The organism is Pseudomonas sp. NBRC 111143 (assembly GCF_001320965.1).
GTDB lineage: Bacteria > Pseudomonadota > Gammaproteobacteria > Pseudomonadales > Pseudomonadaceae > Aquipseudomonas > Aquipseudomonas machongensis.
The window spans coordinates 159,526-179,338 of the sequence record NZ_BCBT01000003.1; the positions used below are offsets into that span (position 1 = coordinate 159,526).

The 19,813-nt window shown below is 65.9% G+C and carries 15 protein-coding genes; 7 read left to right on the plus strand and 8 right to left on the minus strand.

Annotated features, from left to right (window positions below):
* Nucleotides 1-19 precede the first annotated feature (19 nt).
* The 8 genes from tssH to tssA all read right to left on the minus strand — a co-directional run bounded on the left by tssH (nt 20) and on the right by tssA (nt 9,972).
* Nucleotides 20-2,692: a type VI secretion system ATPase TssH gene (gene tssH, locus APH44_RS03060; protein ID WP_054891223.1), complete on the minus strand. Its 2,673-nt coding sequence runs from the start codon at nt 2,690-2,692 to the stop codon at nt 20-22.
* Complete coding sequence (tssG, locus tag APH44_RS03065; protein WP_054891224.1) at nt 2,685-3,734, minus strand: type VI secretion system baseplate subunit TssG; 1,050 nt, start codon at nt 3,732-3,734, stop codon at nt 2,685-2,687. Before tssG ends, tssH begins: the two co-directional genes overlap by 8 nt.
* The gene (tssF, locus tag APH44_RS03070) at nt 3,698-5,560 is read right to left on the minus strand and encodes a type VI secretion system baseplate subunit TssF (protein WP_054891225.1); all 1,863 of its coding nucleotides are present in this window, start codon (nt 5,558-5,560) and stop codon (nt 3,698-3,700) included. The genes tssG and tssF overlap by 37 nt, the downstream gene beginning before the upstream one ends.
* Complete coding sequence (gene tssE / locus APH44_RS03075) at nt 5,557-6,072, minus strand: type VI secretion system baseplate subunit TssE (RefSeq protein ID WP_054891226.1); 516 nt, start codon at nt 6,070-6,072, stop codon at nt 5,557-5,559. The genes tssF and tssE overlap by 4 nt, the downstream gene beginning before the upstream one ends.
* A gap of 129 nt (nt 6,073-6,201) precedes the next feature.
* A complete protein-coding gene (locus tag APH44_RS03080) occupies nt 6,202-6,690 on the minus strand; it encodes a type VI secretion system tube protein Hcp (protein ID WP_054891227.1) in 489 nt (162 codons plus the stop codon).
* Between the two features lie 167 nt (nt 6,691-6,857).
* A complete protein-coding gene (gene tssC, locus APH44_RS03085; RefSeq protein WP_054891228.1) occupies nt 6,858-8,351 on the minus strand; it encodes a type VI secretion system contractile sheath large subunit in 1,494 nt (497 codons plus the stop codon).
* 10 nt (nt 8,352-8,361) lie between these two features.
* Nucleotides 8,362-8,877, minus strand: a complete 516-nt coding sequence (gene tssB, locus APH44_RS03090) for a type VI secretion system contractile sheath small subunit (RefSeq protein WP_054891229.1) — start codon at nt 8,875-8,877, stop codon at nt 8,362-8,364.
* Nucleotides 8,878-8,934: 57 nt separating this feature from the next.
* A complete protein-coding gene (gene tssA, locus APH44_RS03095) occupies nt 8,935-9,972 on the minus strand; it encodes a type VI secretion system protein TssA (protein WP_054891230.1) in 1,038 nt (345 codons plus the stop codon).
* Nucleotides 9,973-10,368: 396 nt separating this feature from the next.
* Here tssA and tagH point away from each other — a divergent pair, with 396 nt between their 5' ends.
* From tagH to APH44_RS03130, 7 genes are read left to right on the plus strand one after another with little or no spacing between them, the layout of a single operon-like run.
* Nucleotides 10,369-11,724, plus strand: coding sequence for a type VI secretion system-associated FHA domain protein TagH (gene tagH, locus APH44_RS03100; RefSeq protein ID WP_054891231.1), 1,356 nt, complete (start codon nt 10,369-10,371; stop codon nt 11,722-11,724).
* A 48-nt stretch (nt 11,725-11,772) separates the two neighbouring features.
* Nucleotides 11,773-12,270, plus strand: a complete 498-nt coding sequence (gene tssJ, locus APH44_RS03105; protein WP_054891232.1) for a type VI secretion system lipoprotein TssJ — start codon at nt 11,773-11,775, stop codon at nt 12,268-12,270.
* Nucleotides 12,271-12,285: 15 nt separating this feature from the next.
* A complete protein-coding gene (gene tssK / locus APH44_RS03110) occupies nt 12,286-13,620 on the plus strand; it encodes a type VI secretion system baseplate subunit TssK (RefSeq protein WP_054891233.1) in 1,335 nt (444 codons plus the stop codon).
* Between the two features lie 6 nt (nt 13,621-13,626).
* Nucleotides 13,627-14,934 carry a DotU family type VI secretion system protein gene (locus APH44_RS03115; protein ID WP_054891234.1) on the plus strand — a complete coding sequence of 436 codons (1,308 nt, stop codon included), beginning with the start codon at nt 13,627-13,629 and terminating at the stop codon, nt 14,932-14,934.
* Nucleotides 14,931-18,437: a type VI secretion system membrane subunit TssM gene (gene tssM, locus APH44_RS03120; RefSeq protein ID WP_054891235.1), complete on the plus strand. Its 3,507-nt coding sequence runs from the start codon at nt 14,931-14,933 to the stop codon at nt 18,435-18,437. The genes APH44_RS03115 and tssM overlap by 4 nt, the downstream gene beginning before the upstream one ends.
* The gene (tagF, locus tag APH44_RS03125) at nt 18,434-19,096 is read left to right on the plus strand and encodes a type VI secretion system-associated protein TagF (RefSeq protein WP_141687484.1); all 663 of its coding nucleotides are present in this window, start codon (nt 18,434-18,436) and stop codon (nt 19,094-19,096) included. Before tssM ends, tagF begins: the two co-directional genes overlap by 4 nt.
* Complete coding sequence (locus APH44_RS03130; RefSeq protein ID WP_054891236.1) at nt 19,093-19,812, plus strand: PP2C family serine/threonine-protein phosphatase; 720 nt, start codon at nt 19,093-19,095, stop codon at nt 19,810-19,812. Before tagF ends, APH44_RS03130 begins: the two co-directional genes overlap by 4 nt.
* Nucleotide 19,813 lies beyond the last annotated feature (1 nt).

The following is a 19,813-nucleotide window of genomic DNA, read 5'->3' on the forward strand; positions in this document are numbered from 1 at the left end:
GTTCCTGTATGCGCGAGACTCAGGCCGCGCTGAAGTCATAGTGCAGTTCGTTATCGCGCGCGCCGATGCTGACGCTGGCCAGCGGCTTGCCTTCGAGCAGACGGGTGAGGAACTCGCGGCTCATGTCCGGCAGCAGGCCGTTGGTCAGGATCGCATCGATCATCCGCCCGCCGCTCTCGGTCTCGGTGCAGCGCGAGACGATCAGGTCCACCACCGCGTCGTCGTAGGCGAAGCCGACCTTGTGCGTAGCCTCCACGCGCTTGCGGATGCGCTCCAGTTGCAGGCGGGTGATGGCCTTGAGCATGGCGTCGCTGAGCGGGTAGTAGGGGATGGTCACCAGGCGACCGAGCAGCGCGGGCGGGAAGATCTCCAGCAGCGGCTTGCGCAGCAAGGTGGCGACCGCATCCGGTTCGGGCAAGGTCTGCGGGTCCTTGCAGATGTCGGCGATCAGCTCGGTGCCGGCATTGGTGGTGAGCAGGATCAGGGTGTTGCGAAAATCGATCTGGCGCCCCTCGCCATCTTCCATCACGCCCTTGTCGAACACCTGGAAGAAGATCTCGTGTACGTCAGGGTGGGCCTTTTCCACCTCGTCGAGCAGCACCACGCTGTAGGGGCGACGGCGCACGGCCTCGGTCAGCACGCCACCTTCGCCGTAACCGACATAGCCGGGCGGTGCGCCCTTGAGGGTGGAGACGGTGTGCGCTTCCTGGAACTCGCTCATGTTGATGGTGATCAGGTTCTGCTCGCCGCCATACATGGCCTCGGCCAGCGCCAGGGCGGTCTCGGTCTTGCCCACACCCGAGGTGCCGGCAAGCATGAACACGCCAATGGGTTTGTTGGGGTTGTCGAGGCCGGCGCGGGAGGTCTGGATACGCTTGGCGATCATCTTCAAGGCGTGGTCCTGGCCGATGATGCGCTTGCCCAAGTGACTGTCGAGGTTGAGCACCGTCTCGATCTCGTTGCGTGCCATGCGCCCCACCGGAATGCCGGTCCAGTCGGCAACCACAGAGGCCACGGCCTGGTAGTCGACGGTCGGGAGGATCAGCGGGCTTTCGCCTTGCAGGGCGCTCAGGCGCTGCTGCAAGTCGACGAGTCGCTCGCGCAGCTCATGGCTGCCTTGGGCATCGACCTCCTGATCGACCACCCCGACCTGCTCACGCAACTGGGCGCGGGTGGCCAGCAGTTCGTCGACCAGGGTCTTTTCTTCGGCCCAGCGGCCTTCCAGCTCGAGCAGACGCTGACGCTCTTCGGTCAACAGCGTGTCGGCCTGTGCCTGACGTTGCTCGGTGGCGACGCCAATGGCAGCTTCGCGGGCGATGATCTGCAGCTCGACTTCCAGCGCCTCGATACGCCGGCGGCTGTCATCGACCTCTGCAGGCACTGCATGCAGGCTGATGGCCACGCGTGCGCAGGCGGTATCGAGCAAGCTCACCGACTTGTCCGGCAGTTGGCGTGCGGGGATGTAGCGGTGCGACAGCTTGACCGCGGCTTCCAGCGCTTCGTCGAGGATCTGCACCTGATGGTGCTTCTCCATGGTCGAGGCCACGCCGCGCATCATCAGCAGCGCCTTTGGCTCGCTCGGCTCATCGACCTGCACCACCTGGAAGCGGCGGGTCAGTGCCGGGTCCTTCTCGATGTGTTTCTTGTACTCGGCCCAGGTGGTCGCGGCCACGGTGCGCAGGCTGCCACGGGCCAGTGCCGGCTTGAGCAGGTTGGCGGCATCGCCGGTCCCGGCAGCGCCACCGGCACCGACCAGGGTGTGGGCTTCGTCGATGAACAGGATGATGGGCTTGGGCGAGGCCTGGACGTCCTCGATGACCTGACGCAGACGCTGCTCGAACTCACCCTTCATGCTGGCGCCGGCTTGCAGCAGGCCGACATCCAGGCTGCGCAACTCGACGTCCTTGAGCGCAGGCGGTACGTCGCCGGCAACGATGCGCAAGGCGAAGCCTTCGACGACAGCGGTTTTGCCGACGCCGGCCTCGCCGGTGAGGATCGGGTTGTTCTGGCGGCGACGCATGAGGATGTCGACCAGTTGGCGGATCTCTTCGTCGCGGCCCACGATCGGGTCGAGCTTGCCACTGCGCGCCTGTTCGGTCAGGTCGACGGTGAAGCGCTTGAGTGCTTCCTGCTTGCCCATCGCTGCGGGGGCCACGGCGCCGCTGGCTTCGCCCGGCGCTGCCGCGGTGAAGCCGTCGCTGGCGGCCAGATTGTTCTCGGGGGAGTCGCCGACGTACTCGTCGAAGCGCTCACTCAGGGCCTCGACCTTGAGCTTGGCGAACTCGCTCGACAGACCCAGCAGGGCATTGCGCAGGCTCGGGGTCTTGAGGATGCCGACCAGCAGGTAGCCGGTGCGCACCTGGATCTCGCCGAACATCAGGCTGCCGTAGACCCAACCGCGTTCCACTGCCTCTTCGACCTGCGAGGACAGGTCGGTGATCGAGGTAGAGCCCCGCGGCAGGCGGTCGAGGGCGTCGGTCAGGTCGCGGGCCAGGCGCGCCGGCTCGACGTTGAACTGGCGCACGATACGGTGCAGGTCGCTGTCCTGCAATTGCAGCAACTGGTGCAACCAGTGCACCAGCTCCACGTAGGGATTGCCGCGCAGCTTGCAGAACACCGTGGCGGCTTCGATGGCCTTGTAGGCGACGCTGTTGAGTTTGCCGAACAGCGCGGCGCGGCTGATTTCACCCATGTTCCTGACTCCTTGTGCAAGACGGTTTGACCGGCTGCGCGGCGTAGTAGCGAGCGAGCTTGAGGTCGTTGGCATCGTGTTGTGGACGGCCGAGCCAGGTGTCGAAACCCAGGCGCCTGCCGGCATCGAGTTCCAGCGCGGGCACGTGCTCGCGCGCGAGAATGAGGTTCAGGTCCCAGTCCAGTTCGTGGCCCTGGTACTCGGCGACCCAGGCCGCCAGTTCGATGAACGCCTGCCCGCCCGGCAGCAGCGCGTGGTATTGCTCCAGCGTCAGCGGGCCGAGGCACAGGCGGAACTTGTGCTGGCGATCCCAGACGTAGCGGCCCAGGCACAGGTCCATGCCCAGGCGGTTGGCGTGCACGCCGAGGCGGCTGCGCTCGGGCAGTTCCAGCCATTGGCCGACGTACTCCTCGATGCGCACTGGCACGCCGAAATAGCTCGCCAGGATGCTCGCCAGCCCGTCCGGATAGCGCGTCTGTGCGGCGAGGTGGCCGGAGTAGTGCAGCTTGGCGGTATGCGGCAGCGGGCCCTGGTCCTGCAGTTCGGGCTGGCCGCGCCCGCTCAGGGCCGCCAGACGCGCGGCCCAGTAGTCATCGCCGGGGCGGTCGTGGCTGACGGTTGGCCGCGCTTCGGCCCAGGCACGGTAGAACAGGCTCAGCAGGCGGTGATGGAAGATGTCGAGGAAGCGCTTGCTGGTGTGGTCGGCGTGGTTGCGCTGGCGTTCGCGCATGTACTCGGTCAGGTGCAACGGCAGCGGTCCGTTGGGGCCGCCGAGGCCGAAGAAGAACTGTTCCAGGCGCGCCGGCCCTTCGCCGTCTTGCGTTACCGAGGCCAGGGTGGCCGGGGCGAAGCTGCAGTCCAGGCGCTGGCCCAGGCGCACCGGCTCATCGGCCAGGCGCTGGGCGTGACCGAAGCGAGGCAGCTCGGGGTGCTCGGCCTCGAGGCGACGCAGCGCCTGGAAGAAGTCGAACTCCCAGGGTTCGGCCTGCATGGCCTCGAGTATGTTCACAGGGTCGGCCTGCGTCCGGGCTTGGCTTTCCATCGCATGATCTCGCCGCGCTCGCTGGTGCGCAGCACGGTTTCGGTGAAGCTGTTGATGGACACGTAGCGGGTCAGGAAGCGTTCGAACACCGCGCCGAGCAGGAATACGCCGGTGCCGCGGAAAGCGTTCTCGTCGAATTCCAGGGTAATTTCCAGGCCACGGCCAAAAACGATCGGGCCGGGCATCGGCAGGCGCCGGGTGCAGGGCTTGCTGCTGACCTCGCGCAGGCCGTCGATCTGCAGGTGCAGTGCGCTGTCCTGGCTGTCGCCGTACAGGCGCAGCAGCTCGCGCAGGGCGGCGGCACCCTGGCCTTGCTCGGCCAGCGACAGGTAGTTCAGCGACAGTTGGCTGATCAGGCGCCAGGCGCGGTTGTCATGGGCATGGCTGGCTTTGGGGCGGCTGGGGCCGGCCAGGCAGCGCACGGCAGACACGGGTGCGCTGTCGGCGAGGCTGAAGTCGCTGCGCCCATCGCCCACGCTCATGAACAGCGGCAGGTCGCGGTTGCTGCACAGCGCGCTGATGCCCAGCTGGCGCAGGTCGTGGCGGTGTGGCGCCTGTTGGCCATCGACCAGGCTGATGAAGGTTTCGCTGCCCATGTAGCTTGAGCGCGTGCCGTTGCGCCGCTGTTCGCTCGACAGCACTCGCTGCTCGCGGCGTACGATGTAGTAGGCCTGATCGCGGCCATAGCGCGAGGGGTCACGCACGGCGTAGAAGGGCAGGAACTCCTGGTCTGCACCGGTGCCGTGGCCGGTGACGCGCTGCAGCGAGTGGATCTCGAAGTCGGTGGGGCGGGTACGGTCGGCGATCACATGGTGTTCGTTGACCTTATCGGTCAGGTGGATGCGGTCGACCCGGCGGGGGAACAGGTTGATCGCCGGGGTACAGAAGGGCACCAGGCGCTCGGCGCCGACGCTGCTTTCCAGCGCCGAGTCGAAACGCTCGAACAGCACCAGCAGCTCCAGCTCCTGGCCGTTGCAGCGCTTGACCGCCCGTTCCAGGCCCGCGAAATCGACGAACAGAAAACGTTGTGGCAGGGCAAAGTATTCCTGCAGCAGTCGGTAGCCCTGGAACGCCTGCGGCACCACCGGCAATGCCGCTTCGCTGTCATCGAAACCGCAGGGGCGCAGGGCGTGCTCCAGCGGGATACGCTCGACCCAATCAGCGCCGGGCTGGCGGGCGAACACTGCACAGGCGTTGCCCAGCAGTTGTTCGTAGAGACGGTAGGGCGTTTCGTCGGCACCGTTGAGGTACAGCGGCAGGTGCGTCAGCGGCAGGCTCGAGAACGGGATCTCGGCACCGCTGCGCAGTGTCAGCCGCAATGCGGCGCGGGCCTTGGGTTCGCTGGCGGCGAGGCGGCCGAGCACGGTGCCAGGGTTGCCGAAATATTCGGCGCGGGCCACCTGCAGCGGCCACAGGGTGACGTCCTGGGTGCTGCGAAACTCGCACGGGGTCTGCGAGTCGCGGCCAAGGTTGGCGCGCAATACGCTGCCGCGTGGCAGCGGGAAACCTGCGCTGAGCGAACCTTCGTCAGGATCGGTCTGCAGCTGCACCACGGTCATCGAGGGCGTCGGCGCCAGGTAGTGCGGGTAGGCGATTTCCAGCAGGTTGTGGGTGAAGGTCGGGTACTCGGCGTCGAGCTTGAGCTGCACGCGCGCGGTGAGATAGGCGAAACCTTCGAGCAGGCGCTCGACGTACGGGTCGGCACAGTCGATGCCGGACAGGGTCAGGCGCCCAGCGATCTTCGGGTACTCGCGGGAGAACTCCGCCGCGCTTTCGCGGATGTGCCGCAGTTCCTGGTTGTACAGGTCGAGCAGGCGCGGGTTCATGCGCGTCTCCTGCGTTCGGCGGGGGCTACGTGCACTTGTCCGGACTCCAGGTCCAGGTCGGTCTGCAGCAGTAGTGGCAGCGCCGCAGGCTGGGCCCAGAGATCACCTTCGATCTCGAAGCTCAGGGCGTTGGCGTTCATCTCGCCGGGGGCGACCATGGCGCGCACCTTGAGGGTGTGGGCCAGGATGCGCGGTTCGTAGGTGGAAATGGCCTGGTGGATGATGCGCTCCAGGGCCAGCAGGTCGATGTTCGAGGCGCAGTTGCCGGCCAGGGCGGGCAGGCCGTAGTTGACCACCGAGTTGCCTGCGGGAGTGTTCAAAGTGCTGGCGCTGTCGAGCAGCGACGTGGTGTTGAGCAGCCAGGCCAGGTCGCGCAGTACCGATGCCTTGAGCTGCTGCAGCGATAGCACGCGCTTGTCCGGGGCTTCCTGCGGGTTGCCGGGATCATCGTCGGTCAGACGATCCAGCAGCGAGGGTTGCAGGCGGTCACGGGCGGCGATGTCGGCTACCACGGTCGGGTTCCTTCAAGGGTTCGGGGTCGTGTCGACTGCTTCGCGAGCAAGCCCACTCCCAGAAAGGAGCAGGGGTGCGCACTTTTCCCGGTGGGAGCGGGCTTGCCCGCGAAGCAGTCGACAGCGCTATCAGATCTTGACGTTCTGACGCACGTTCCAGCCGTACTTGATGGCGCCGCCATCCTTGGTGCCGTCGGCTTTCTGTGGCTGGTAGTCCACGGTGACCTTGGCGAAGTTCAGGGTGACGTTCTCGGTCAGGCGGTCATCGCTGCCCGAACCGCCGGTGCTCAGCGAGCTGATGATCACTTCTTCGAGGTTGATGATCAGGTACTCGACCTGGCTCTCGCCACCGGCCTTGCGCACGGTCAGCTTGACCTTGTCGATGTGCTTGCCGCTGGAGCAGTGGGCCATCAGGTTGGGGCTGGACTTGTCGACGTACTTGGTGATCGACAGGTCCTGGATGTTGACCTTGCCGGCACCGCCGCCTCCGCCCATGTGCATGTTGCCGGACTGGGACATGCCCCAGCTCCAGTTCAGCACGTCGATTTCTTCCTTGTGGGTCTTGTCTGCGGACTCGCCCTTGATGTCGCCGATCTTGATGAAAATATCTACAGCCATGATGTCCTCGGTATTTCGCGTCGGTTGGCAGTTCTATCGGGGCTGCTGCGCAGCCCATCGCGGGGTGAGCCCGCTCCTGCAGGGATCGCACCGTTCCGAGGGGCGGCGCGGCCCTTGTAGGAGCGGGCTTGCCCCGCGATGGGGCGCGCAGCGGCCCCGGTTCAGGCTCAGGCGCCTTTGGCCGAAGGCAGCTTCGAGACCAGACGCAACGACACGGTCAGCCCTTCGAGCTGGTAGTGCGGGCGCAGGTAGAAGCGCGAGTTGTAGTAGCCAGGGTTGCCCTCGACTTCTTCCACCACCACTTCAGCCGCCGCCAACGGGTGCTGTGCCTTGGTGGTTTCGCTGGAGTGCGCCGGGTCGCCGTCGACGTAGTTCAGGATCCAGTCCTGCAGCCAGCGCTGCATCTCGTCCTTTTCCTTGAACGAGCCGATCTTGTCGCGAACGATGCACTTCAGGTAATGGGCGAAGCGGCAGGTGGCGAACAGGTACGGCAGGCGGGCAGCCAGGTTGGCGTTGGCGGTGGCGTCCGGGTCGTCGTACTCGGCCGGCTTCTGCAAGGACTGCGCGCCGATGAAGGCGGCGAAGTCGGTGTTCTTCTTGTGCAGCAGTGGCATGAAGCCGTTCTTGGCCAGCTCCGCCTCGCGGCGGTCGGAAATGGCGATTTCGGTCGGGCACTTCATGTCCACGCCACCGTCGTCGGTGGGGAAGGTGTGCGCCGGCAGATCCTGCACTTCACCGCCCGATTCGACGCCGCGGATGCGCGAGCACCAGCCGTAGTGCTTGAACGAGCGGTTGATGTTGACCGCCATGGCGTAGGCGGCGTTGGCCCAGGTGTACTTGCTGCTGTCGGCGCCGTCGGTATCTTCCTCGAAGGCGAAGGCCTCGACCGGGTCGGTCTTGGCGCCATAGGGCAGGCGGGCCAGGAAGCGTGGCATGGTCAGGCCGATGTAGCGCGAGTCTTCCGATTCGCGCAGCGAACGCCAGCCGGCATACTCCGGAGTGGTGAAGATCTTGGTCAGGTCACGCGGATTGGACAGCTCCTGCCACGAGCCCATGCCCATCACCGTTGGCGATGCAGCGGCAATGAACGGCGCATGCATCGACGCACAGATCTTGGACATCTCGCCCAGCAACTCGACATCGGGCGGCGACTGATCGAAGTAGTAGTCGCCCACCAGGCAGCCGTAGGGCTCGCCGCCGAACTGACCGTATTCCTCTTCGTAGAGCTTCTTGAACACCGGGCTCTGGTCCCAGGCGGTGCCCTTGAATTTCTTCAGGGTCTTGTGCAGGTCGGTCTTGGAGATGTTGAGCACGCGGATCTTCAGCTGCTCGTCGCTCTCGGTGTTGTTGACCAGGTAGTGCAGGCCGCGCCAGGCGCTTTCCAGCTGCTGGAAGTCATCGTGGTGGATGATCTGGTTGACCTGTGCGGTGAGCTTGGCGTCGATGGCGGCGATGATCTGCTCGATCGAGCCGATGGCATCGTTGGAGACCAGGTTGGTCTGCGCCAGGGCCTGTTCGGCCAGGGTGCGCACGGCGCTTTCGACGGCTTCCTTGGCACGCTCGGTCTTGGGTTTGAATTCCTGCAGCAGCAGGTTGGCGAATTCGCTGGCCTGCTCGGTGGTGGCCGGCTGGGCCTGGGTATCGCGCAACGGATCGGTCATGGCGGGCTCCTCAGGCGCTCGGCTCGTTATCGGAAGGTTTCGGGGCGCTGGCCAGGGCTTGCAGCAGGGCAGGGTCCTTGATGGCCTTGAGGATGATGTCCTCGGCACCGGTCTTGCCGTCCATGTAGGTCAGCAGGTTGGCCAGTTGGGTGCGCGCCTCGAGCAGCTGGTTCAGGGCATCGACCTTGCGCGCAACGGCGGCCGGGCTGAAGTCGTCCATGCTCTCGAAGGTGATGTCCAGGCTCAGGTTGCCTTCGCCGGTCAGCTCGTTGGGGACGTTGAATGCCACCCGTGGCTTCATGGCCTTGAGGCGCGAGTCGAAATTGTCGACATCGACTTCCAGGAACTTGCGGTCGGCCACGGCGGGCAGTGGTTCGGCCGGCTTGCCGGCGAGGTCGGAGAGCACGCCCATGACGAAGGGCAGCTGTACCTTCTTCTCGGCGCCATACAGTTCGACGTCGTACTCGATCTGCACTCGCGGCGCGCGGTTGCGCGCGATGAATTTCTGGGAGCTGTCTTTGGCCACGTGGTTCCTCCTGGTCGCCGCTGGGGGCGCTGTCGTTCGTTGCGGCTGTCGGTGGTATCAGTCGTCCTGGGGCCCGCGCAGGTTCTCGAACTGCGAAAGGCCCTCGGGAATCAGGTCGCGCACGATGGTCGCGAAATCGGCGTTGACCAGGTTCTTGGCCCGGCGCAACAGCACCGGCAACGGGCTGGAAGGCTCGTGGCGGGCGTAGTACTGGAGCAGGCGCTCGAGGCTTTGCTGAACGTCGTCGCGGTTGTTGATCTCGCCAGGGCGTGCAGCGGCACGAGCGGCTGGCACTGCGGCGGCGGACGTCGAATGGTCGTTCTGGAAATCTTCCTGCGGCGCTTCGCTGTTCTCGGCGGCTGGCGGCGAGCCGCCAGGGGCGTAGTCGGCCAGCACCTGCTGTGCCAGGCGCAGCGGTTGCTTGAGTGCCGACAGGTCGACGCCGCTGGCCGAACCGACCTGGTCGCTGACCCGGCGCTCGATCGCTTCGCAGGCCTCGCGGGCCAGGCTCAGGGCTTGGCGAGTCTGTTCGAGCTCATCGGGGTCGGCATCACGCAGCGCAGCGGCTAGCGCTTCGACGCTCAGGTCTTCGCTGGCGAAGTGCTGAAGACCGGCGGCGTGCAAGGCCGCGCGCAAGGTGACCGGGCCGAAGGCGCGCGAGCGTGCCAGCACGGCTTCGCGCAGCAGGGCGATGTTGGCGTCGCAGGTCAGGCCGGACAGGGCGTTGACACGCACCGTCGGGTCGTTGTCGTCGGAGGCGTCGAGTTGCGGATGCAGGTGCAGCCAGTATTCGCCGAGCAGGTCGCGGATCAGTTCCAGGCTGGCGGCCAGGCCGACGAAGCCTTGCAAGGCGAGTTTGGACTGCACCAGGAAGTGGGTAATGCGCAGGTCCTTGCTCCGTTGCAGCAGGTCGGTGCAGGTCTGCTCGATGGTGCGCCACTGCGGCGGTTCGGCAGGTTGTACCGCATCGCCCATGACCCGCTCCGGACGCCCTTGCGCATCGCGTTCGAGTTGCAGGAAGTCCGCGTCGTATTCGAGATCTTCACCGCATGGGAAGTCATCGGAAATAGCGGCGAGCAGCAGCGGCGAGTTCACCAGGAATCGATCTCCATATCGGCCCGTGGCGGGGCGTTAGTTGCGCGAAGTTGCAAATGTGAACTGGCGCACAAAAACTTGTAGAGGAGCGGGCGATTGATGTCAGCGTGATATCAATGGCAGGCTCCAAAGTTGCGCATTTATGGTTTATTTCCAAAATGCTGTCAAGGTAAGCTACCCGCCCCCGAGTGGAGGTGTGACCGAGTTTGCAGCTTTGAAGGCCCATCTGTCGGATGCCATCAATGTGCCTTGCTGCTGTGGTTAAATTCGCCGATATGTCGCGATAAAACAGCTAAAGACGTTATTTAGGTTGTTGTTTTTGAAGGATTTATTGGTGCTTTTCGCTATCCACTCATTTGAATGGAATCACGATACACATTATATGCAGGAGGCGTGATGGCACTTTGCCTAACTATCACTAGTTATCACAAGATTACTCCGGGCCAGCGTGCGGAGATGCTTGTGGAGACTGGTGCCGTCACCATCGGGCGAAGTCCGGACAATGATTGGGTATTGCCGGATCCTGAGCGATTGGTATCGTCGAATCATTGTGTCATCCAGTTTCGAGATGGCCGTTATTACCTGACCGATAGCAGCACCAATGGCGTGGAGTTGGTACACGCTGGCGTGCGTTTGCGCCGCGGAAACAGCGAGCCCTTGATGGATGGCGAAGTTATCCGGATTGGCGAGTACGAGATCCAGGCGCGCATCGATTCGGGGTTCTCGCTGGAGGAGAATCGCCAGCCTGGCGCACAGAGCTTCGAGGCGCTGATGGCCGGGCAGGCGACGCCCTCCGAGCCCCCCCTTGCACCCGCCCCGGCTGCTTTCCTGCAAGGGGCTTCGAGCCACGACACGCTGCCCGACATCTTCGATTTCCTTGGACCCGCCAGCGTGCCGGCGGCGAGCCAACCTGACCATGTGCCGGCCCAGCAGCACGACTTTCGTCCGCCCGCGCCGGTAACGCCCGTCGTGTCGCCTGCCGCACCCGCCCCGGGGGTGATTCCGGCGGACTGGAACCTGTTCGACGAGGCCCCGGCGTCCAGTCCGCTGCCTGCACAAGAGCCAATCGCGCCTGTTGCCGCAGTGCCTCCGCCGCCTGCACCTGTCGCCGCACCCGCACCCGCACCCGCACCCGCCCCGCCCCCCACCCAGGCTATGCCCGACCAGGCACTGCTGCAGGCGTTCCTGCGCGGTGCGGGCATCGAGCACCTGCGCATCGACGCTGGCGATGCCGCAGCGCAGATGGAGGCGGTGGGCCGCAGCTACCGCCTGATGGTCGAGGGCCTGATCGACGTGCTGCGCGCGCGCAGCAGCCTCAAGGGCGAGTTCCGCATGCAGCAGACCACCATCGCGCCGGTGCAGAACAACCCGCTGAAATTCGCCCCCAACGCCGATGAGGCGCTGTTGCTGCTGCTGCGCCAGGGCAACCAGGCGTTCATGCCCGCCGACCAGGCGGTACGCGACAGTTTCGATGACCTGCGCGCCCACCAGTTGGCGGTCATGGCCGGCGTCGAGGCGGCGATCAAGCACGTGCTGACGCGTTTCGAGCCCGCCCGCCTGGAGGCTCGCCTGGCGCCGGCCACAGGCCTGTCGAAGGTATTCGGCGGCTCGCGCCAGGCCCATTGCTGGCAGCAGTTCACCGAGCTGTACGGGCAGATATCAGCTGAAGCCCAGGACGATTTCCAGGACTTGTTCGGCCGCGAGTTCAGCCGTGCCTACGAGGCACACAACGCCCGACTGCAACGCTCTTGAGGCTGATTCTCAAGGCAGGAAGAACACCAATACGTCATGAGGACGAGGATGAGTGCAACAAGACTGATGGCAGCCCTGGCCTTCGTGCTGCTCAGTGCCTGCAGCAAGGATGCGTCGGTGGTGCCGAGCTCCGACGCTGAGCCGGCAGAGCCAGGCGTCACCCTGTACTTCAGCGCCGCCGCCGGGCTCAACCCCGGTGCCGATGGCACGCCGGCACCTGTGCGGGTGCGCATCTTCGAGCTGAAGAACGCCGCCGCCTTCGAGCGCGCCGATTACTTTGCCCTGGCCGAACGGGCGCAGGCTACGCTGGGCGCCGACTTGATCGACCAGGACGAAGTACTGCTGCAGCCCGGTCGTCAACTGCAGCTGGATCGCCCACTGAACCCGGCGACGCGCCAGGTCGGCCTGGTGGTCGGCTACCGCGAGATCGACCGTGCGCAGTGGCGCAGCGTCCTGGCCGTACCGCCTCGCGATTACCAGATCAGCCTCGATGTGCGCGCCGTGCGCAGCGCCGTGGCCACCCCACAACCTGTGCCTGCCCGCTAGGCAAACGGAGAACCCATGTCCTGGAACAATCGTGTGGTCTGGTCGGAAGGCATGTTCATCACGACCCAGCACTTCCAGCAGCACGACCGCTATCTGGAAAACTTCATCGATGCCCGCAGCCGCCCTCTGTCGAGCGCGGCCTGGGGCTTTTCCGAGCTGCTGGTCGACCAGGGCCTGCTGGCCCAGGGCAAGCTGGCAATCCTCAGTGCCCGTGGCCTGTTGCCGGACGGCACGCCTTTCGATATCCCCCGTGATGACCTGCCACCGGCGCCTCTGGAAATTCCCGACGACCTGCGCGACGGGGTGATTCACCTGGGCCTGCCGCTCAAGCGTGCCGGTGCCCGCGACACCGTCGACGAAGGTGAGGCGCTGGACGGCGCGCGCTATGTGGCGCGGGTCAGCGAAGTGCGCGACGACAACGCGCCGTTCGAGAATCGCGCACCCCTGGCTCTGGGAGGCCGCGCGCTGCGCTTGCTGCGTGAGGAAGATGGCCTGGGCGATTTTGCCGCGCTGGGTGTGGTGCGCATCCGGGAAAAGCGTGCCGACCGGGCCTTGGTGCTGGACGACAGCTACATCCCGCCGCTGCTGGATGTGGCGGCCAGCAACCCGCTGTCGAATTTTCGCAGTGAGCTGCTGGGGCTGCTGCACCAGCGTGGCGAGGCACTGGCCGGGCGGGTGGTGGCCTCGGCCAATGGCGGCGCCTCGGAAATTGCCGACTTCATGCTGCTGCAACTGGTCAACCGCGCACAGCCGTTGATCGAGCACCTCGGCCAGCTCAGCCCGCTGCACCCCGAGCGGCTGTACAGCGAACTGGTGGCGCTGGCAGGCGAGTTCGCCACCTTCACCCGCGAGGGGCGTCGCCCCGAGAGCTTCCCGGTGTACCAGCACGATGATCTTGCGGCGACCTTCCAGCCGCTGATGGCATCGCTGCGTGAAGCGCTGTCGATGCTGATCGACAGCAAGGCGGTGGCTATTCCGATCGTCGAGAAAGCCTACGGCGTGCACGTGGCCATGCTCGCCGATCGCAGCCTGCTGGACAGCGCCAGTTTCATCCTCGTGGTGCGCGCCGATGTGCCGGGCGAGACCTTGCGCAGCCGCTTCGGCCAGCAGAGCAAGATCGGTTCGGTGGAGCACATCCGCGACCTGGTCAATCTGCAGTTGCCTGGCATCGGCCTGCTGCCGTTGCCGGTGGCGCCGCGGCAGATTCCGTTCCATGCCGGTTCCACCTATTTCGAACTCGACCGCGGCAGCGAGCACTGGAAGCAGTTGCAACATTCGGGAGGCTTCGCCTTCTACGTCGCTGGCGAGTTCCCTGGCCTGAACCTGGCCTTCTGGGCCATTCGAGGATAAGCCGCGATGCAGCACGACGATCCGCAGGCCAACGACCGCACCCAGTTCATGCCTCGCCCGGGCGGACGAGGCCCGCAGCCGACGGCGGCACCCCAGGCCGCACCACCGCCGCTGAGCGTACCGGCCGAGCCGCTGGCGCCGGGCCAGGGCACGGGCCTCAATCCGCTGGAGCAGGCGGCCGGTCCGCTGCTGGCAATGCTTACACGACTGCGCAATACCATCGCCCATCCAGCCCCGGCGAGCCTGCGCGCGCAGCTGCTCGCCTACCTGCGCCAGTTCGAGGAGCGCGCCGAGGCTGGCGGTGTACCGCGCAACGAAGTGCTGCTGGCGCGCTATGCCCTGTGCACCGCCCTCGATGAAGCCGTGCTCAGCACCCCCTGGGGCAGCAGCAGCGACTGGGGCAAGCAGAGCCTCTTGATCACCGTGCACAACGAAGCCTGGGGCGGTGAAAAGGTCTTCCAGTTGCTCGAGCATTGCCTGCAGAGCCCGCGCGAGCGTCTGAACCTGCTGGAGTTGCTGTACCTGTGCATCAGCCTCGGTTTCGAGGGCCGCTACCGGGTGATGAACGGGGGGCGTGCACAGCTCGAGGCGCTGCGTGAGCGTACCGCTGCGACCCTGCGCAGCGCGCGCGGGGAGATCGAGCGCGAATTATCCCCGCACTGGCGTGGCGTCTCGGTCAGCCGCGATCGTCTGACCCAGTTCGTGCCGCCCTGGGTAGGGCTCGCGGTGGCCCTGGCCTTGCTGCTGCTGTTGCTGTTCGGTCTGCGCCTGAAGCTGGCCTCCGATGCAGAACCCGTATTTCGCGGCATCCATGCCCTGGGTGAAATCCCGGTGCAGGCCATGGACCGCCCGGTGGTGCAGCCCAAGCCGGTCGAGCGCCCGCGCCTGGCAGGTTTCCTTGCCGATGACATCAAGGCCGGTCGGGTCTCGGTGGAAGATGCGGTCGACCGCTCTGTTGTGACCATTCGTGGCGACGAGCTGTTCGCGTCTGCCAGCGCCAGTATCAAAGGCGATTTCGAGCCGCTGATGCTGCGTATCGCCGAGGCGGTTTCCAAGGTGAAGGGCAACGTGCGCGTCACTGGCCACAGCGATAACCAGCGCATCGCCACGATCCGCTTCCCCTCCAACTGGGCGCTGTCCCAGGCTCGTGCCGAAGAGGTCAAGGCAATGCTCGCCGCGCGCACCGGCCAGCCGCAGCGCTTCAGCGCGCAAGGCCTGAGCGACACCGAGCCGCTGGCCTCCAACGACACCGCACAGGGCCGGGCGAAGAATCGCCGGGTCGAAATCACCGTACTGGCGGAGGGCGTCGAGTGAAGGCGTTTTTCAGTTTTGTCATTCGCTGGGTGATCCCGGTGCTGGGGCTGATCGCCCTCAGCCTGATCATCTGGTTCATCGGGCCGCTGCTGGACGTGCTGGCGCCGCCGGCGCCGCGCTGGATTCTGATCGTCCTGCTGTTCGCGGTGTGGATTACCTACCGTACCTGGCGCATCGTCCAGGCGCGTCGCCAAGCCGCCAAAGTGATGGAGAGCCTGGCCGCCGAAACTGCGCCGGATCCTGCGAGCCTGGCCACCGCCGAAGAGCTGGCTACCCTGCGTCAACGCATGGACGAGGCCCTGGTACTGCTTAAGAAAGCGCGCCTGGGCGGTGACGAGCGCCGCAACCTCTACGAGCTGCCGTGGTACGTGATCATCGGCCCGCCGGGCTCCGGCAAGACCACCGCGCTGGTCAACTCGGGGCTGCATTTCCCGCTGGCGGCACAGTTGGGCGAGGGCGCCATCCGTGGTGTCGGTGGCACGCGCAACTGCGACTGGTGGTTCACCGACCAGGCGGTGCTGCTCGACACCGCTGGGCGCTACACCACCCAGGACAGCCATGCGCAGGTAGACAAGGCCGCCTGGCTGGGCTTTCTCGACCTGCTCAAGACCCAGCGCTCGCGTCGCCCTATCGACGGGGCGTTCATCGCCATCAGCCTGTCCGATCTGCTGCTGGGCAGCGACGCCGAACGCGCCGCCCATGCGGCGGCGATCCGCACCCGAATCCAGGAGTTGTACAGCCAGCTCGGTGTGCGTTTCCCGATCTACCTGATGCTCACCAAGCTCGACCTGGTGCCGGGCTTCATGGAGTACTTCGACAACCTGAGCAAGGACGAGCGCGCCCAGGTGTGGGGCATGACCTTCGCGCTGGATGACGGGCAGCAGGGCGACGGCCCACTGGCCGGCTTCGACCAGGAGTTCGGCCTGCTCGAACAACGCCTCAATCAGCGTCTGGTCGAGCGCCTGCAGCAGGAGCGCGACCCGGCGCGGCGCGACCTGATCTATGGCTTCGTCCAGCAGTTCGCGGCACTACGCGGCAATCTCAAGACCTTCCTCGACGGCGTATTCAAACCCAACGCCTTCGAGGCGCGGGCGCTGCTGCGCGGTGTGTACTTCACCAGCGGCACCCAGGAAGGCAGCCCCATCGATCGCCTGATCGGCAGCATGGCGCAGAGCATGGGCCTGGACCGCGCGCACCTGGCGCGCCAGACCGGCACCGGACGCAGCTACTTCATCGAGAAGCTGTTCAGCGCCGTGGCCTTCGCCGAGCGTGGGCTGGTGGGCAGCAACCCCAAGGTCGAGCAGCGCCGCAAATGGATCACCCGAGGTGCCCTGGCGCTGAGCGTGGCTCTGGTGCTGGTGGTCGGCACCCTGTGGACCCTGAGCTACCGCGCCAAGCAGCAGTACATCGCCGAAGTCGACAGCCGCCTCAAACCACTGGGCAAAAGCGTGCAGGAACTGAGCCCGGCGCAGCGCGAGGTGATCGAGGTGCTGCCGCTGCTCAACGCCGTGCGCCGTCTGGCAGACGATCCGCCGGCCTGGGCCGAGGGGCTCGGGTTGTACCAGGGCGACATGCTGGAGACCGAGTCCACCAGCGTCTATCGCAAGCTGTTGATCGCGATCTTCGCCCCGCGGCTGGTCACCCGCATCGAGGAGCAACTGTACGCCGGCGGTCCTTCCGACTATCTGTACGAGGGCCTGAAGGCCTATCTGATGCTGGCCGACGGCGAGCATTACGACGCTGACTTCCTCAAGGCCTGGATCAGTCTCGACTGGGAGCGCCATCTGCCGCGCGATCTGGCTCCCGAGCAGCGCCAGGCACTTGAACAGCACCTGGCGGCGCTGTTCGACAAGCGCCCGCCGAATGCGCGCCTCGACCAACGCCTGATCGACGACACCCGCCGCCAGTTGCAGCAGTTGCCGGTGGCGCAACGTGTGTATGACCGGGTCAAGCGACAGAAGCTGCCGGCCGGCGTCAGTGATTTTCGCATCAGCGACGCCGCTGGACGCGATGCCGCGCTGGTATTCCAGCGCAAGAGTGGCAAGCCGCTGACCGAGCCGCTGCCGGGGATCTTCACTGTCGAGGGCTATCGCAAGGCGTTTCTCGCCGCCAGCGTCGCCCACAGCGAAACCCTCGCCGAAGAGCGCTGGGTGCTTGGTCGCGAGCTGAGCGAGGCCAGCGATGCCAAGCGCCTGGCGGACGATGTGCGCCAGCTCTACTACCAGGACTACATCCGCCACTGGGACGCGCTGTTGGCCGACCTGGACTTCGTCCCGATCACCAGTGTCGGGCAGGCCGCCGACGTGCTGCGGGTATTGTCCGGCCCTACCTCGCCGATGAAGAAACTGTTGCAGGCGGTGGCCAAGGAAACCGACCTGCAGCAGCCCACCACCCTCGACAAGGCCCAGGCCAAGGTCGAACAGGCCGGTGTCGATCAACTGCGCCAGCGCCTGGGTGGTCTGCTCGGCGACACGCCGATCCCGGGCACTGAGCAAGGTGCGCGTGAGGTAGACCCTGTGACCGCACACTTCGCCGAACTGGCCGAGCTGGTCGAAGGTGGCGAAGGCCAGCCAAGCTCGATCGACGGTCTGCTCGCCGATCTCAACGCCCTGTACGTACAGGTCAGTGCGATGGTCGGCGCCAGTGGCGAAGCCCTGCTGGGTGAGGCCAAGAACCAGGCTCAGGCTGCCTCGCAGAGGGTTTCGCTCGGTGCCGCGCGACAGCCGAAAGTGGTGCAGAACCTGGTCGGCTCGGTGGTTGGCTCCACCAACGCCATCGTCATGGGTGGCGTACGCAACCAGCTCAATGCCGCCTGGACCAGCGAGGTGGTCAATGTCTACCGCCAGTCCCTCAGCGGTCGCTACCCGCTGACGGCCGGCAGCCCGCGTGATGCGACCCTGGAAGACTTCGGCCAGTTCTTCGGTGTTGGCGGGGTGATGGACAACTACTTCCGCAAATATCTGCAGCCTTACGTCAACACCTCTACGTCGCCGTGGAGCTGGCAGCCAGGGGCGGCGCAGAAGCTGGGGATCAATGACGGTGTGCTCAACACCTTCCAGCGCGCCGCGACCATCCGCGATGCCTTCTTCCGTAACAGCAGCGGCCTGACGCCAGGCGTGCGTTTCGAGCTCAAGCCGGTGGCGATGGATGCATCGATCACCCAGTTCATGCTCGACCTCGATGGCCAACAGGTCAGCTATGACCACGGCCCGAGCCGTCCGGTGTCGTTGCAGTGGCCGAACCCGAACAGCATCGGCGTCGTGCGCCTGTCGATCTCGCCCCCTTCGGCCAGTGGCCGCTCGGGGCTCACGCTGGAAGGCCCGTGGGCGTGGTTCCGCCTGCTCGACCAGTCCGACCTGATCGCCGGCACCTCGCCCGAGCGCTTCAGCCTGCGCCTGCGGGTCGACGGTGCCAGCGTGTCCTATGAGCTGCGTGCCAGCAGCGCCTTCAACCCGTTCCGCAGCCGAGTGGTCAGCGGTTTCAGCCTGCCGGAGCGCCTGTGAACGACGTCGGTTTCTACGGAAAGATGGCCTGCCGCGGTGACTTCGTCAGCCGCGACCTGCCACAGAGTTTCATCCAGCCCTGGGACCAGTGGCTGGCCGCAGGTATCCAGGCCAGCCAGCGACAACTGGGCGAGCAGTGGCTGCAGGCCTACCTGGTCAGCCCGCTGTGGCGCTTTGCCCTGGCCGCGGGTGTGTGCGGGCCGCAGGCGATGATCGGGGTGGTGATGCCGAGCATCGATCGGGTCGGGCGGTATTTTCCGCTGACCGTGGCGCAGGCGCTGGAGCCACAGGTTTCGGTGGCGGTTGCGGTGGTGGGGGCGGATGAGTGGTTCGAGCAGGTCGAAGCGGCTTTGCTCGGCACGCTGGAGGAAGGTGCGCAGCTCGAGGCATTCGAGGATGCGGTGCGGCCCTATCGCGGCACCACCCCGCTGCCACAGGGGATAGCGAGCGGGCCTGCGGTGGGTGGGTTGCAACGTCTGGCCGCGACCACGCCGGAGGGGCGAGAGCGAGCACTGGCCGAATGCGCCTGCGAAGGCATGAGCCTGTGGTGGGGCAGGGGCTCGGAGCGGATCGCACCGGGCCTGATGCGCTATCCGGGCCTGCCGCGCAGCGAGGATTTCGCCGGGTTTCTTCTGGGTAGCGAGGCCGCACGCGCATGACCGACCTGCAGTACACCGCGGCCAGCTACAGCCATGTCGGCATGGTACGCAAGATCAACGAGGACGCTTGCCTGGACCTGACCTGGGCGGGCCTGTGGGCAGTGGCCGACGGCATGGGTGGCCATGCGGCGGGCGACTATGTCAGCAGCCTGGCAGTGGACAGCCTGCGCCGCCTGCCGAAGCTCGACTCGCTGGCGGAGTTCGCCGACGAAGTGCGTGACGGCCTGGCGTGGGTCAACCTCACGGTCCGCGAGGAAACCGCGCGCCGTGGCGTAGCGATGATGGGCAGTACCGTGGTGGTGCTGGCCGCACGCGGCGACCAGGCCATCGGCCTGTGGGCCGGTGACAGCCGTCTGTACCGCCTGCGCGGCGGGCGCATCGAGCGCCTGTCCCACGATCACAGCTACGTCCAGGAACTGCAGGACAGTGGCCTGCTCAGCGAAGCCGAGGCCCGGGTGCATCCGCGCGGCAACATCGTGACCCGTGCCATCGGTGTCGAGGACCACCTGGAACTGCAGGCCGTGGCCTTGCAGGTGCGCCCTGGCGACACCTTCCTACTGTGCAGCGATGGCCTGACCAAGACCGCCGAAGACCTCGAGATCGGCGAGGTGCTCAACCATGCCGACCCCTATCAAATAGTACGCAGCCTGGTCCACCTGGGCCTGACCCGAGGCGCGCCCGACAACATCACCGCCGTGGTGGTGAAGGCCAATTGAA